The organism is Streptosporangium sandarakinum (assembly GCF_013409935.1).
In the GTDB taxonomy this organism is placed as follows: domain Bacteria; phylum Actinomycetota; class Actinomycetes; order Streptosporangiales; family Streptosporangiaceae; genus Streptosporangium; species Streptosporangium nondiastaticum.
Map to the genome: position 1 here is coordinate 3,136,315 of NZ_JACCCO010000001.1, position 13,326 is coordinate 3,149,640.

The following is a 13,326-nucleotide window of genomic DNA, read 5'->3' on the forward strand; positions in this document are numbered from 1 at the left end:
TGGGCGGCGGTCAGCGGGCGGCGAGGTTGACGACGTCCGGGGGGATGTCCTCGATCCGTGAGCGGTCCCAGGGCAGCTCGAATCCCGACCCGGCGAGCACGCCGTCGAGCACTCCCGCGGTGAAGCCCCACACCAGCAGCCCGCGCACCCGGAACGCCGGGCCGCTGTAGCCGCTCGGGTGGCGCAGCCTGAGGCGGTTGACCGGGTCGACCAGCTCGGCCACCGGGACCCGCTCCACCGACTCCACCTCGTCGGGCGAGGCCGCGTGGACCGCGCACGGGGTGTGCCACCAGCCCAGCACCGGGGTCACCCGGTTGTGGCTGTGCCAGACGTACAGCTCCGGCATCGTGCCGACCACGTGCACACCCGCCGGGTCCAGGCCGGTCTCCTCCCGCGCCTCGCGCAGCGCGGCGGCGACCGGGCCGCCGTCGACGGGATCGACCCCGCCGCCGGGGAAGGCGGGCTGGCCGGCGTGCAGACGCCCGCGCCGGCTGCGCTGGATCAGCAGCACGTCGGGGCCGAGGGGACCCTCACCGAACAGCAGCAGAACCGCGGCGGCGCGCCCTCCGGAGGCGGGCGGGCGCAGCGTCGGGGGAACGGGCGCCTTGGCGGCTTTCTGGGCGAGGGTTTCCAACCATCCGGGAACTTCCACGGGTACACCTCCGATCTTCTGCAACACCTCGGCCCGGCCCGCTGCTTCCCGGGTCCCGGTGGCTTCCCGGCGGATCAGGAGAACGGCCCCGGTCGCACCAGCTTTCCGGCCTGGGCGGGGTCGATCGGGCCGATGCCGTACGAGGGGCAGAGGGTGGCGAGGGGGCAGGCGCCGCAGGCGGGCTTGCGCGCGTGGCACATGCGGCGGCCGTGCCAGATCAGGCGGTGGGACATCATCGTCCAGTCGCGCCTGGGGATCAGCTCCGCCACGACTTTCTCGATCTTCACCGGGTCGGTCTCCGCGGTCCAGCCGAACCGGCCGACCAGGCGCTGGAAGTGGGTGTCCACGGTGATGCCGGGCACGCCGTACGCGTTGCCCAGCACGACGTTCGCGGTCTTGCGGCCCACGCCGGGCAACTTGACGAGGTCGGCGAGCCTGCGGGGGACCTCGCCGCCGTGGCGTTCGCAGACGGCCTGGGCCATGCCGATGATGCTGGCGGCCTTGGCGCGGAAGAAGCCGGTGGACCGGATCATCTCCTCCAGCTCGGCCCGATCGGCGGCGGCGTAGTCCTCCGCTGTCCTATATTTCACAAAAAGGGTAGGAGTGACTAGATTGACCCTTTTGTCAGTACACTGCGCGGACAGGATCGTCGCGACCAGCAGTTCGAGCGGGTCGCGGAAGTCGAGTTCACAGTGTGCGTCGGGGTAGGTCTCCGCCAGGATCCGGTCCATTCGCCGGGCACGACGGACCAGAGCGAGCCGGGTCTCACCAGCGGGGATGACGTTGCGGGCCACCCCGACAGCCTACGCGTACGGCCCCCTTTGGGGCCGCGCGGTGGGATACGTCACAATGACTGCGTGAGCCGTGAAACAGGAGGCACTGTGAACACCGACGACGTGCTGGGCAAGGCACCTCTGTTCGCGGCGCTCGACCGTGAGAGCGCCGCGGCGCTGCGCACGAGCATCTCCGAGGTCACCCTGTCCAAGGGACAGACGCTCTTCAGTGAGAACGAGACGGGCGACCGTCTCTACGTGGTGCTCGAAGGCAAGATCAAGCTGTCCAGGACCGCGCCGGACGGCCGGGAGAACCTGCTGAGCGTGCTGGGCCCGGGTGAGATGTTCGGCGAGCTGTCGCTGTTCGACCCCCGCCCCCGCACCGCCTCCGCCATCGCCCTGACCGACGTCCGGCTGGCCGGCCTCGGGCACGACGACCTGCGTCCCTGGCTGACGGGCCGTCCCGAGGTCGCCCTGCACCTGCTGCGGGCCCTGGCCCAGCGGCTGCGCCGTACCAACGACGTGCTGGCCGACCTGGTCTTCACCGACGTCCCGGGGCGGGTCGCCAAGGCGCTGCTCGACCTGGCCGACCGCTTCGGCCAGCGGATCGACGACGGCATCCGCGTCCACCACGACCTCACCCAGGAGGAGCTGGCCCAGCTCGTCGGCGCCTCCCGGGAGACGGTGAACAAGGCCCTCGCCGACTTCGCCCAGCGCGGCTGGCTGCGGATCGAGGCCAAGGCCGTGGTCATCCTCGACCTGGAGCGCCTGCACAACCGTTCCCGCTAGAACCCGCCGGAGCCGTTGGGACCGTTCCCGTATCCGGCCCGGTCAGCCCGCCAGGTAGTCGAGCTGGGCGCGGACCGACATCTCGGCGGCCGGCCAGAGCGACGGGTCGACGTCCGCGTAGACGATCTCGACGATCTCCCGCGGCGTCGCCGCGCCCCGGGCACGGGCCGCCCGGATCTGGTCCAGCCGCCGCCTGCGGTGCGCGACGTAGCCGTCCAGCGCGCCGATCGGATCGGCCAGCACCGGACCGTGGCCCGGCAGCAGGACCTCGGCCCCGACCCGCTCGGCCGTCGCCCGCAGCCGGTCCAGCGACCGCAGGTAGTCGGCCAGGTCTCCGTCCGGGGCGATCACGGTGGTGCCCCGGCCGAGCACGGTGTCGCCGGTCAGCATCGCCCGGTCCTCGGGCAGCCAGAAGCACAGCGAGTCGAACGAGTGGCCCGGCGTGCCCACGACGTGCAGCTCCAGCCCGTCGGCGGTGACCACGTCGCCGTCGGCGAGTCCCTCCTCGCCGAGGCGGTGCCGGGGGTCCAGCGCCCTGACCGGCGCGCCCACCAGCCCGGCGAACCTCCGCGCGCCGCCGCTGTGGTCGTCGTGGCCGTGGGTCAGCAGGATCGCCGCCACCCTGCGCCCGGCCAGGCGGGCGGCGACCCGGGCGAGGTGCGCCTCGTCGTCCGGCCCGGGGTCGACGACGAGCACGTCCTCCTCGCGGCCGATCAGCCACGTGTTCGTGCCGTCCAGCGTCATCGGGGAGGGGTTGGGCGCCAGCAGCGCCAGGGTGTGGGCCGTGCCGGACCCGTCCGGTCCGCCCAGGGGTATCCGCAGCCCGCTCACGGGCGGCCCTGCCTGAAGTACTCGCCGTCGAGTACCAGGCACAGCTCCCCGTCCACCTCGGCGACCTCGGGCATGAGCGTGACGATCTCCCGCCGTACGGCGAGCACGTCGGCCATGGTCGCGTACCCGGCGAGCTCGCCGAGCGTGCGGTAGGTCGGGGGCATCAGGAAGATCCGCCCGTCCCGGGCACCGGCGAGCGCGTCGGCGGGCCGGGCCCAGGTCACCTGGTCGGCCTCGCCGCCGACGTCGCGGGTGCGCTGGCCGGCCGGGAGGGCGGCGACGAAGAACCGGGTGTCGAAGCGCCGGGGCTCGACCACCGGGGTGATCCAGTGGGCCCAGGGCCGCAGCAGGTCGGAGCGGAGGACCAGCCCGCGCCCGGCGAGGAAGTCGGCGAACGACAGGCTCCGGTCGATCAGGGCCAGCCGGTCGGCCTCCCAGTCGTCACCGGTGGTGTCGGCCACGACGGACGCCGCGGACGAGCCGGCGAGCAGGACCCCCGACTCCTCGAACGTCTCGCGCACCGCGGCGCACACCAGGCCGCGGGCGAGCTTCTCGTCCACGCCGAAGACCTCGCCCCACTCGGCGGGCGACGGCCCGGCCCAGGCGACCGCGTGGTCGGCGTCCCGGGGGTCCACCGACCCGCCGGGGAAGACGTAGGCGCCCGCCGCGAAGGCCATCGCGGCCTTGCGCCGGAGCAGGTAGACCTCGACGCCCCCGCTCTCGGGACCGCCGGCGCCCTCGGGACCGCCCGCGCCCCCTGGACCGCCGGCGCTCCCGGCGTCCTCGCCGCCCTCGCAACCCTCGGCGCCCTCGCGCAGGAGGACCACCGTGGCGGCGTCCCGGGTCGGAGCGGGCCGCGCCCGGCCGGCCAGGATGTCGCGCGCGCGCTCGCCGTCCGCGCCGGAAAGCGGGAACCCACCCATTCAGATCCTCCACCAGAACAACAGTCGGTCTCGGGAACCATCATGTGGCAGGTCCGCCGCCCCGGACAATCGCGGGCGGCCCCGGCGACCGGGCCGGGCCAGGGCCGGCTCCGGTCTCCGGTGAGCCGCCGTCAGCGGACCTCGGCGATCAGCTCGACCTCCACCGGCGCGTCCAGCGGGAGGACCGCCACGCCCACCGCGCTGCGGGCGTGCCCGCCGGTCTCGGCGAACACCTTGCCGAGCAGGTCGCTCGCGCCGTTGATCACCTGCGGCTGCCCGGTGAAGTCGGGGGCGCTGGCCACGAAACCGACGACCTTGACGATCCGCACGATGTTGTCCACGCCGCCCGCCGCCGCCGCCACGGCGGCCAGGGCGTTCAGCGCGCAGATCCCGGCGAGGCCGGCGGCCTCCTCCGCGGTCAGCCTCTCGCCCACCTTGCCCGTCGCCGCGAGCTTGCCGTCCACCATCGGGAGCTGGCCCGAGGTGTAGACGTGGTCACCCGTCCGGACGGCCGGGACGTAGGAGGCCAGCGGCACCGCGACCTCGGGCAGCTCGATGCCCAGCTCGTCCAACCTCTGCCGCGGCGTCACTGCTTGGGCCGCTTCAGGTAGGCGACCAGCTGCTCGGGGTTCGGCCCCGGCACGACCTGGACGAGCTCCCAGCCGTCTTCGCCCCAGTTATCGAGAATCTGCTTGGTCGCGTGGACCAGCAGTGGCACCGTCGAGTACTCCCATTTCGTCATGGGGGACACATTAGCGAGGCGGGCCCGGCCGGCGGTCGCCCTACGCCGCTCCGGCACACCAGTGAGCGGGATCACCAAGGTGGGCCCCGGAGCCGGACGGTCCGGGCGAATCGTAAGGTGACGGTTGGGTAGCCTTCGAGACGTGAGAGCTCGCGACACCGATTGGGACGGCGTACGCCTCCACGTCGTCACCGGTAAGGGCGGCACCGGCAAGACCACGGTGGCCGCCGCGCTCGCCCTTGCCCTCGCCGCGGGCGGGCGCAAGGTCCTGCTGGTCGAGGTCGAGGGCCGGCAGGGCATCGCGCAGGTCTTCGACCTGCCACCGCTGCCGTACGAGGAGCGGCGGATCGCCGTCGCGCCCGGCGGCGGGGACGTCCACGCCCTGTCCATAGACCCCGAAGAGGCCATGCTCGACTACCTCGAGATGTTCTACGGCATGCGCCGGGCGGGCAAGGCCCTGACCAAGATGGGCATCGTCGACTTCGCCACCACCATCGCCCCCGGCTTCCGCGACGTCCTGGTGACCGGCAAGACCACCGAGGCGGTCCGCCGCAAGAGCAAGGACGGCAGGCGGATCTACGACGCGGTCGTGCTCGACGCGCCCCCGACCGGGCGGATCACCCGCTTCCTCAACGTCACCAACGAGGTGGCGGGCCTGGCCAGGGTCGGCCCCATCAAGAACCACGCCGACCTGGTGAACGGCGTGGTGGCCTCCCCGGAGACCGCCGTGCACTTCGTCACACTCCTGGAGGAGATGCCGGTCCAGGAGACCCTCGACGGGCTCGCCGAGCTGACCGCCGCCGGGCTCCCGCCCGGCGGGATCTTCACGAACATGGTCAGGGAGTCGCTGCTCCCCGACTCCGTGCTGGACGCCGCGGCCGGCGGCCGGTTCGACCCGGCCGAGCTGGCGCTCGGCCTCAAGGCCGCGGGGCTCGCCGACGGCGCCTCCGACGCCACCGCGGTGGCCGAGGCCCTCGCCGAGGAGATCGTCGAGCACGCCCGCCGTACCGCGCTGGAGCAGCGGGAGCGGGAGTCTCTCGACGCGTCCGGCCGCCCCCGCTACGAGCTGCCGCTGCTGGCCGACGGGGTCGACCTCGCCGGGCTGTACGAGCTGGCCGAATCGATCCGCAACCAGGGAGCAGCATGAGCGAGCGATCCGGCGGGCACCGGGACGTCCCGGTCCTCGACCTCGACGCGATCATCGATGACCCGGGCACCCGGATCATCGTCTGCTGCGGCTCCGGCGGCGTCGGCAAGACCACCACCGCGGCCGCTCTGGGGCTGCGCGCGGCCGAGCGCGGCCGGGCGGCCGTGGTGCTCACCGTCGATCCGGCGCGGCGGCTCGCGCAGTCGATGGGCCTCACCGAGCTGGACAACGTCCCGCGGCCGGTCGAGGACGTGACGGGCGACGGCACGCTGCACGCCATGATGCTCGACATGAAGCGGACCTTCGACGAGATCATCGAGGCCCACGCCGACCCGGAGCGGGCCCGGCAGATCCTGACGAACCCCTTCTACCAGTCGCTGTCGTCCAGCTTCTCCGGCACCCAGGAGTACATGGCGATGGAGAAGCTCGGCCAGCTGCGCCGGTCGGGCGAGTGGGACCTCATCATCGTGGACACCCCGCCCTCCCGGTCCGCGCTCGACTTCCTGGACGCGCCGGAACGGCTCGGCCGCTTCCTGGACGGCCGGCTGATCCGCGTGCTGACCGCCCCCGCCAAGGCGGGCGGGCGGAGCGCGTTCAAGCTGTTCAACGCGGGCTTCGGCCTGATCGCCGGAGCCATGACCAAGCTGCTGGGCGCGCAGGTGCTCAAGGACCTGCAGACGTTCGTCTCCGCGCTGGACGCCGTCTTCGGCGGCTTCCGGGCGCGCGCCGAGCAGACCTACCGGCTGCTGCAGGCCCCCGGGACCGCGTTCGTCGTCGTGGCCGCGCCGGAGCGCGACGCGATGCGCGAGGCGTCGTACTTCGTGGAACGGCTCGCCGAGGAGCGCATGCCCCTGGCGGGCGTCGTGATCAACCGGGTGCACCGCTCGCCCGCGGAGGGCCTGTCGGCCGCGCGCAGCGCCGCCGCCGCCGAGGAGCTGGAGTCGCGGGGCGGGCACGACCTGGCCGCCGCCGTGCTCCGGCTGCACACCGGACGGATGCAGCTCGCCGCCCGCGAGCACCGCGAGCGCGAGCACTTCGTCACCGCCCACCCCACGGTGCCCGTCGCGGAGGTGCCGGCCATGTGGGAGGACGTGCACGACCTGGAGGGCCTCCGCCAGATCGGCAAGCTCCTGGCCACGCAGTAGGCGACCGCCGGGAGCCCGGCACGGCCGCGCGGCGGTCGTCCGGAGCCCGGCATGGCGGACTCCCCGCCGCCCGGTGGGCGACGGGGAGCACAGGGTGTCACGGGGCCGGGGTTCCCGGCCCTCCCCGGAACACGCGAGTACGGCCGGCGCCGAGGCGCCGGCCGTACGGGATCAGGGCGGACGTCAGCCGGCGATCAGCTCGTTCGTCCGCTCGTACTCCTCCTTGGCCATCTCCAGCAGATCGCGCCAGGAGTCGACGTCAGGTCGCCGGCGCAGCAACGCGCGGCGCTCGCGCTCGGTCATTCCGCCCCACACCCCGAACTCGATGCGGTTGTCCAGTGCATCGGCGAGGCACTCGGTACGGACCGGGCATCCCCGGCAGATCAGCTTCGCCCGGTTCTGGGCAGCGCCCTGAACGAACAGCGCGTCAGGATCCGCACCCTTACAGGCCGCACGGGAGGTCCAATCCGTGATCCACATTCGACCCCACTCCCCTTAGGTGGTCAGTCGTGACTTGGGGCCGACGGGCGCGGGCGTCGGGCCTCCGTATTCAGTTGCCGCAGAAAGAGAACGTACGCAATCAGACGTTCGAGCCGACAGACCCCGGCGGGACCAATTTCCCGCATGGTCATCAGCGGCCACGTGGCCGGGAATGACTAGTCACCTGACTCGGCAGGCGGCCGCCGCCTGACTCGAGACAAGACCGAGTCAAGTCGAATTGGCGATCCGTTACCGTTTGGGACATCCGTCCGACGTACTCTTGACGTGTGCAAGCTCAGGGCAAAGATCATGTATCGGCGATAGGCGCGGTCGGGAAGGTTCTGCGGCTGGTCGCCGCGGGCGCCGCCGCGGGTCTTCTGGCGGCCGGAGTCGCGTTCCCGGCGGTCGGCGGGGCGGGGCTCGGCGTGAACTCCGTCACAGAGGAGCTGAACCTACGCCCTGAGGAGCTCAAGGAACCCGCGCTGCCGGAGAGAACCATCCTGCTGGACGCCGACGGCAAGCAGTTCGCGCAGTTCTACTACGAGAACCGCGAGTCGGTGAAGCTCGACGAGATCGCCGACGTCATGAAGACCGCGATCATCTCGATCGAGGACTTCCGGTTCTACGAGCACGGCGCCATCGACATCGAGGGCACCCTCCGCGCGGCCGTGCGGAACGCGGGCGGCGGCTCCACGCAGGGCGGCTCCTCGATCACCCAGCAGTACGTCAAGCAGGTGCTCTTCAACAGCGCCGAGACCCCCGAGGAGAAGCAGGCCGCGATCGCGCCGACCCTCTCCCGGAAGCTCAACGAGCTGCGCTACGCCCTGGCGGTCGAGGAGAAGTACACCAAGTCGGAGATCCTGGAGAAATACCTCAACATCTCCTACTTCGGTGCCGGCGCCCACGGCATCCAGGCGGCGGCCAAGCGGTTCTTCGACAAGCCGGCGGCCAAGCTGGACCTGTGGGAGGCCGCCACGCTGGCCGGCGCCGTACAGGACCCCAACGGCACCGACCCGGCCCGGCACAAGGGCGAGTCCTCCAAGAGCTGGAAGAAGCGCCAGAAGCTCCTGCTGGACCGGCGCAACATCGTCCTGCAGCGGATGCAGGAGCTCGGCAAGATCACGCCGCAGGAGGCGGCGGAGGCCAAGGCCAAGAAGCTCGGCTTCAAGGACATCTCGGCCCCGGGTGGCTGCGAGACCAGCAAGTACCCCTTCTTCTGCGTCTACGTGCGCGAGGAGATCCGCAGCAACAAGGCGTTCGGCAAGACCGCCGAGGCGCGCGAGAAGCTGCTCCAGCGCGGCGGTCTGACGATCAAGACGACGCTCGACCCGCAGGCGCAGAAGGCCTCGGAGAAGGCCATCAAGCAGATGGTCAACGCGAGCGACAAGCCGGTCGCCGCGCAGGCGATGGTCGTCCCGGGCACCGGTGCCATCAGGGCGATGGCCACCAGCCGGAAGTTCGGCACGAGCAGGAAGAAGAACGAGACCAGCATCAACTTCGCCGCCGACGCCCAGCACGGCGGTGGCATCGGCTTCCAGGCGGGCTCGACGTTCAAGGCGTTCACCCTGCTCACCGCGCTTGACCAGGGGATGAAGCTCAACGACGGCAACAGCACCGGCAAGACCTACCAGGCGCCGAGCCACAGCGCGTTCCGCGACTGCAAGGGCAACGCGGTCGGCGAGCCCAGCCACCAGGTCTTCAACTCCAGCGAGGGCGGCGGCGGCTTCAAGTCGCTGACCACCGGCACGCTCGGCTCGGTGAACACCTTCTTCATGAAGCTGGAGGAGAAGGTCGGCCTCTGCAAGGTCGTCGAGATGGCCAAGAAGCTCGGCATCAAGCGGTCCGACGGCGGCCTGCTGCGGGAGGTCGAGACCTTCACCCTGGGCGTCAACGAGATGGACCCGGTGACGGTGTCCGCCGCCTACGCGACCATCGCGGCCCGCGGCACCTACTGCGAGCCGATGGCCATCACCGAGGTCCGCGACCGCTCCGGCAAGGTCACGCCGTACAAGCCGAAGTGCGAGCAGGTCCTCGACGAGGGGGTCGCCGACGCGGCCACCCACATCATGTCCGGGGTGTTCACCAAGGGCACGATGAGCGAGATCGGCGGCATCGGCCGGCCGGCGGCGGGCAAGACCGGCACCACCGACGCCTACACCGCCGCCTGGTTCGCCGGGTTCACCCCGGACCTCGCCTCCGCGGTCAGCCTCGGCGACCCGCGCGGCGCCTTCGGCCACGACCTGACGGGCGTGACGATCGGCGGCCGCTACTACGGCTACGTCTACGGCGCCACCATCTCCGGCAAGATCTGGAAGCTGTCCATGCCCGGCGCGCTCAAGGGCGTCGAGCCGACGTCCTTCCACGCGGTCGACATGGACCGCTTCGGCGGCTGCTCCGGCAACTGCGCGCCCAAGCCGCCGCCCAGGAAGCCGGGTGACGTCGGCGGCGACCACGGCGGCGGGGACGGCGACGGCAACACGGTCGTCAACGACGGCGGCACCTTCGGGCCCGGGGTCGGCCGGGGCCACGGGCGGGGCCGGGGCAACGGCGGCGTCGTCAACGACGGCACCCCCTGAGCCCCGGATGACTCCGTAACCCCCGCCGGTCCTTCACGACCGGTCACCGAGCCACCGGAGCCCTCCCCGCGTCGCGGGGAGGGCTCCCGGCGTCTCCGGAGCGGACTCAGGCGCTCAAGCGGGTCCGGCGGCGTCGGCCGGCCGCTCCCGCAGCACCGGGAGCGGGCTCAGGCGCTCAGGCGGGCCCGCACGATCTGCGCCACCCGGCCGCCCTCGGCCCGCCCGGCGACCTTGGGGTTCAGGACCTTCATGACCTGGCCCATCGCCTTGGGCCCGGATGCTCCGCTCTCGGCGATGGCCTCGTCCACCAGCCCGGCGATCTCGTCGTCGGAGAGCTGGGCGGGGAGGTACTCCTCCAGCACCGCCTGCTCGTCCAGCTCGGCCTGCGCCTGCTCGGCGCGGCCCGCGCCGCTGAACGCCTCCGCCGCCTCCCGGCGCTTCTTGGCCTCCTTGGTCAGCACCTTGACGATCTCGTCGTCGGAGAGCTCGCGCGCCTCCTTGCCGGCCACCTCCTCGACGTTCACGGCCGCCAGGGCCATGCGGATGGTCCGGGTGCGGACCTCGTCGCGGCCCTTCATCGCGGCCGTGAGGTCGGCCTTCAGCTTGTCCTTCAATGTGCTCATGCGGTCCATCTTGCCGTCTCACCGGTCCCGGTGTATCCAGGGTTTCTCCCTGGGCACCGGGTGTCGGGCATGATGAGGGTGTGAGGAAAGCAGCCGCGGTGCCCCTGTCCCTGCTCGGCGTCGGCCTTACCGGCCTCGCCTACGCCTCGGTCGTCGAGCGCAACGCGTTCCGCCTACGGCGTTTCGACGTGCCCGTGCTGCCGCCCGGCCGGCGTCCGGTGCGCATCCTGCACCTGTCCGACCTGCATCTCACCCCGGGCAGGCGGATGCTGATCAACTGGGTCCGCTCGCTGGGCGAGCTCCAGCCCGACCTGGTGGTCAACACCGGTGACTCCATCGCGCACCCCGACGCGGTCGCCCCGCTCATGCACGCCCTGGAGCCGCTGCTGACCCGCCCCGGCCTGTTCGTCTACGGCTCCAACGACATGTACGCGCCGCGCCCCAAGAACCCGGCCCGCTACCTGTGGCGCACCTCCAAGGGCGACCACGTCCAGAAGATCCCCTCGCTTCCCTGGGAGGAGCTGGGCGCCGCCATGTCGGCCGAGGGCTGGCTGGACATGAACAACACCACGGCCCGTCTCAAGGTCGGCGATCTCGACGTGGCCGTGGGCGGCATCCACGACTCCCACATCAACCGCGACCGCTACGACCTGATCGCCGGGCCCGCCCCCGAGGAGGCGGACCTCCGCCTGGGCGTGATGCACTCCCCCGAGCCGCGCAACATGACCCGCTTCGCCGCCGACGGCTACCAGCTGCTGCTGGCCGGCCACACCCACGGCGGCCAGCTCTGCGTCCCGTTCTACGGCGCGCTGGTCACCAACTGCGGCATCGACCGCGCCCGGGTCAAGGGCCTGAGCCGCCACGACTCGGCGTTCCTCCACGTCTCGGCCGGCCTGGGCACCAGCCCCTACGCTCCGGCCCGGTTCGCCTGCTTCCCCGAGGCGAGCCTGCTGACCCTGGTGCCGCGGCGCCGGAATGGCGCAAGCACCCGCGAAGTCCGCTAGACTTTCTCAAGCACGAGCAAGACCGTCGTGTGCCGGGGTGTAGCGCAGCTTGGTAGCGCGCTTCGTTCGGGACGAAGAGGTCGCAGGTTCAAATCCTGTCACCCCGACGTTATTTCCCGAGGCCAAAGGCCATCTGTGAGAATCACAGATGGCCTTTCGTCATTTCATGAGCCGCCTGCGCACCTCGTACGGCGAATGCTCACGCATCTCGGCGTGGAACCATCGAATGCCGTCTTGGCCGGCGATTCGGTGACGGACATGGCCGCGACCGTGCGCACCACCGGCCGGGCATGCCGGTGACCTGCCGCGTGACATCCGATTACTCATTGAATCACCCGGGCGACAGGGTGCCATGAGTCGTGCCGCCGCGGAACCGGCGCCGTCGCGTCGCCGGCCGCGCGGGGCAGGGCGAAGAGGGCCGTGATCATCGCCGCCTCCTTCCCGGACGCCGTTGGGCGCCCTGCTCGGACTTGGCCAGGTACGGCGAGCGGCCGAGGATGACGATGCCCGCCACCAGCGCGATCAGCCCCGCGACCTCGCCCGCGAGAGCCGGGGGGTCGGCGCGCAGGCGCTCGCCGAGGATCACCACCCCGAGCATGATCCCGATGACGGGTTCGGCCGCGGTGGTGGCCGGCAGCGAGATGCGCAGCGGCGCGGCGTCGAAGGCGCTCTGGTTGAGCAGGATGCCCAGCACCGCGATCACGAGCAGCGTGTACGGCTGCCAGATCGTCAGCAACGCGCCCGGCCCGCGCCCCGCCTGCTCCAGCGTGACCAGTGAGGCTCGGGTGAGCACGTCCTGGATCCCGTACAGCATGCCTGCGGACGCCGCCAGCAGCATGGCCTTGGTCGGCAGCGTGACCCGTACCGCCACCAGCACCAGCACGGCCGCCACCATCAGCGTGGCCAGTATCGCCACCCAGACCACCGAGACCGGGCCGGGCACGCCGCCGTCGTGCGGCTGGCCGGCCAGCAGGAACATCGCCACTCCTCCGCTGACCAGTACCGCCCCCAGCCACTCGCATCGGCCCAGGCGCTCCCGGTACACGGCCGCCGCCACGGCCAGGGCGAAGATGAGGTTGGTCGCCAGGAGCGGCTCGACCTGGGCGACGTCGGCACGCCGCAGGGCCAGCGCGCCGAGCACCTGGCCGCCTACCATCGTGGCGACACCGCACAGCCACAGCGGTTTGCGGACCAGGTCCAGCAGCAGGTGCAGATGCAGCATCTCCCCCAGCGGCTCGGTGTAGGCCGCGTGCTGCTGGGCCACGAATCCCAGCCCGAGCAGGCACGCGGCCGCCAGCCCCAGCAGCACGGTGACGATCACAGGACTGACCTCTGCCAGGCGCCTCCCTGCCAGTCCCGCATCGCTCCCCTCCTCGGATCCGCCACATGAACCCAGTGAGGTATTTACCCATTCGCCCGGGAGCGCGGCGCTATCTGCGGGTAGCTCATCTTGGAGCGACCTCCCCGGCTCAGCAGACGAGGAAACAGCACCGACTCCGGCGAGAAGTGAACCGGGTGCTCGATGAGCGTTTCCCCGCGATGGAGGAAACGCTCGGCACGGGCCGTTCATGCGCGACCCTCGGCAGATCCCGGGCCACGCCGCACCCTGGCCCATCCCGGGCGGTTCCGCGGCCGAGTCCG

The 13,326-nt window shown here is 71.7% G+C and carries 14 protein-coding genes and 1 tRNA gene; 6 read left to right on the plus strand and 9 right to left on the minus strand.

All coding sequences use genetic code 11. From position 1 onward, the window contains the following. Positions 1 to 10: 10 nt before the first annotated feature. On the minus strand, positions 11 to 652 hold the full coding sequence (locus tag HDA43_RS14055) for an NUDIX hydrolase (RefSeq protein WP_179820703.1): 642 nt from the start codon (positions 650 to 652) through the stop codon (positions 11 to 13). Positions 653 to 726: 74 nt separating this feature from the next. Then, on the minus strand, positions 727 to 1,446 hold the full coding sequence (gene nth, locus HDA43_RS14060) for an endonuclease III (protein ID WP_312873243.1): 720 nt from the start codon (positions 1,444 to 1,446) through the stop codon (positions 727 to 729). A gap of 87 nt (positions 1,447 to 1,533) precedes the next feature. Here nth and HDA43_RS14065 point away from each other — a divergent pair, with 87 nt between their 5' ends. Further along, positions 1,534 to 2,214, plus strand: coding sequence for a Crp/Fnr family transcriptional regulator (locus HDA43_RS14065; protein ID WP_179820706.1), 681 nt, complete (start codon positions 1,534 to 1,536; stop codon positions 2,212 to 2,214). A 42-nt stretch (positions 2,215 to 2,256) separates the two neighbouring features. Here HDA43_RS14065 and HDA43_RS14070 read toward each other — a convergent pair whose 3' ends face one another. The 4 genes from HDA43_RS14070 to sp36 all read right to left on the minus strand — a co-directional run bounded on the left by HDA43_RS14070 (position 2,257) and on the right by sp36 (position 4,710). Then, complete coding sequence (locus HDA43_RS14070) at positions 2,257 to 3,045, minus strand: MBL fold metallo-hydrolase (protein WP_179820708.1); 789 nt, start codon at positions 3,043 to 3,045, stop codon at positions 2,257 to 2,259. Next, positions 3,042 to 3,968 carry an NUDIX hydrolase gene (locus HDA43_RS14075; RefSeq protein ID WP_179820711.1) on the minus strand — a complete coding sequence of 309 codons (927 nt, stop codon included), beginning with the start codon at positions 3,966 to 3,968 and terminating at the stop codon, positions 3,042 to 3,044. Before HDA43_RS14075 ends, HDA43_RS14070 begins: the two co-directional genes overlap by 4 nt. Before the next feature lie 131 nt (positions 3,969 to 4,099). Next, positions 4,100 to 4,558, minus strand: coding sequence for a RidA family protein (locus HDA43_RS14080; protein WP_179820713.1), 459 nt, complete (start codon positions 4,556 to 4,558; stop codon positions 4,100 to 4,102). Continuing rightward, entirely contained in the window at positions 4,555 to 4,710 is a 156-nt protein-coding gene (gene sp36, locus HDA43_RS14085; protein WP_179820716.1) for a Sp36 family protein, read from the minus strand. The genes HDA43_RS14080 and sp36 overlap by 4 nt, the downstream gene beginning before the upstream one ends. A gap of 142 nt (positions 4,711 to 4,852) precedes the next feature. Between sp36 and bagA the strand changes: the two genes are divergently transcribed. Both bagA and bagB read left to right on the plus strand, forming a co-directional pair. Then, positions 4,853 to 5,857 carry an ATPase BagA gene (gene bagA / locus HDA43_RS14090; RefSeq protein ID WP_179820719.1) on the plus strand — a complete coding sequence of 335 codons (1,005 nt, stop codon included), beginning with the start codon at positions 4,853 to 4,855 and terminating at the stop codon, positions 5,855 to 5,857. Next, positions 5,854 to 7,002: an ATPase BagB gene (gene bagB / locus HDA43_RS14095; RefSeq protein WP_179820722.1), complete on the plus strand. Its 1,149-nt coding sequence runs from the start codon at positions 5,854 to 5,856 to the stop codon at positions 7,000 to 7,002. Before bagA ends, bagB begins: the two co-directional genes overlap by 4 nt. Before the next feature lie 183 nt (positions 7,003 to 7,185). Here the strand turns inward: bagB and HDA43_RS14100 are convergent, their stop codons facing one another. Then, a complete protein-coding gene (locus HDA43_RS14100) occupies positions 7,186 to 7,482 on the minus strand; it encodes a WhiB family transcriptional regulator (RefSeq protein WP_179820724.1) in 297 nt (98 codons plus the stop codon). A gap of 287 nt (positions 7,483 to 7,769) precedes the next feature. Here HDA43_RS14100 and HDA43_RS14105 point away from each other — a divergent pair, with 287 nt between their 5' ends. After that, complete coding sequence (locus tag HDA43_RS14105) at positions 7,770 to 10,058, plus strand: transglycosylase domain-containing protein (RefSeq protein ID WP_179820726.1); 2,289 nt, start codon at positions 7,770 to 7,772, stop codon at positions 10,056 to 10,058. A 167-nt stretch (positions 10,059 to 10,225) separates the two neighbouring features. Here the strand turns inward: HDA43_RS14105 and HDA43_RS14110 are convergent, their stop codons facing one another. Next, a complete protein-coding gene (locus tag HDA43_RS14110) occupies positions 10,226 to 10,681 on the minus strand; it encodes a GatB/YqeY domain-containing protein (protein ID WP_179820728.1) in 456 nt (151 codons plus the stop codon). Between the two features lie 80 nt (positions 10,682 to 10,761). On the opposite strand from HDA43_RS14110, the gene HDA43_RS14115 reads away from it, so the two are divergent. Together HDA43_RS14115 and HDA43_RS14120 are read left to right on the plus strand one after the other, a co-directional pair. Beyond that, entirely contained in the window at positions 10,762 to 11,685 is a 924-nt protein-coding gene (locus HDA43_RS14115; RefSeq protein WP_179820730.1) for a metallophosphoesterase, read from the plus strand. 33 nt (positions 11,686 to 11,718) lie between these two features. Continuing rightward, a tRNA-Pro gene (locus HDA43_RS14120) sits at positions 11,719 to 11,792 on the plus strand. Between the two features lie 317 nt (positions 11,793 to 12,109). Here the strand turns inward: HDA43_RS14120 and HDA43_RS14125 are convergent. Continuing rightward, positions 12,110 to 13,300 carry a DMT family transporter gene (locus HDA43_RS14125; RefSeq protein WP_446697290.1) on the minus strand — a complete coding sequence of 397 codons (1,191 nt, stop codon included), beginning with the start codon at positions 13,298 to 13,300 and terminating at the stop codon, positions 12,110 to 12,112. Between the last annotated feature and the right edge of the window lie 26 nt (positions 13,301 to 13,326).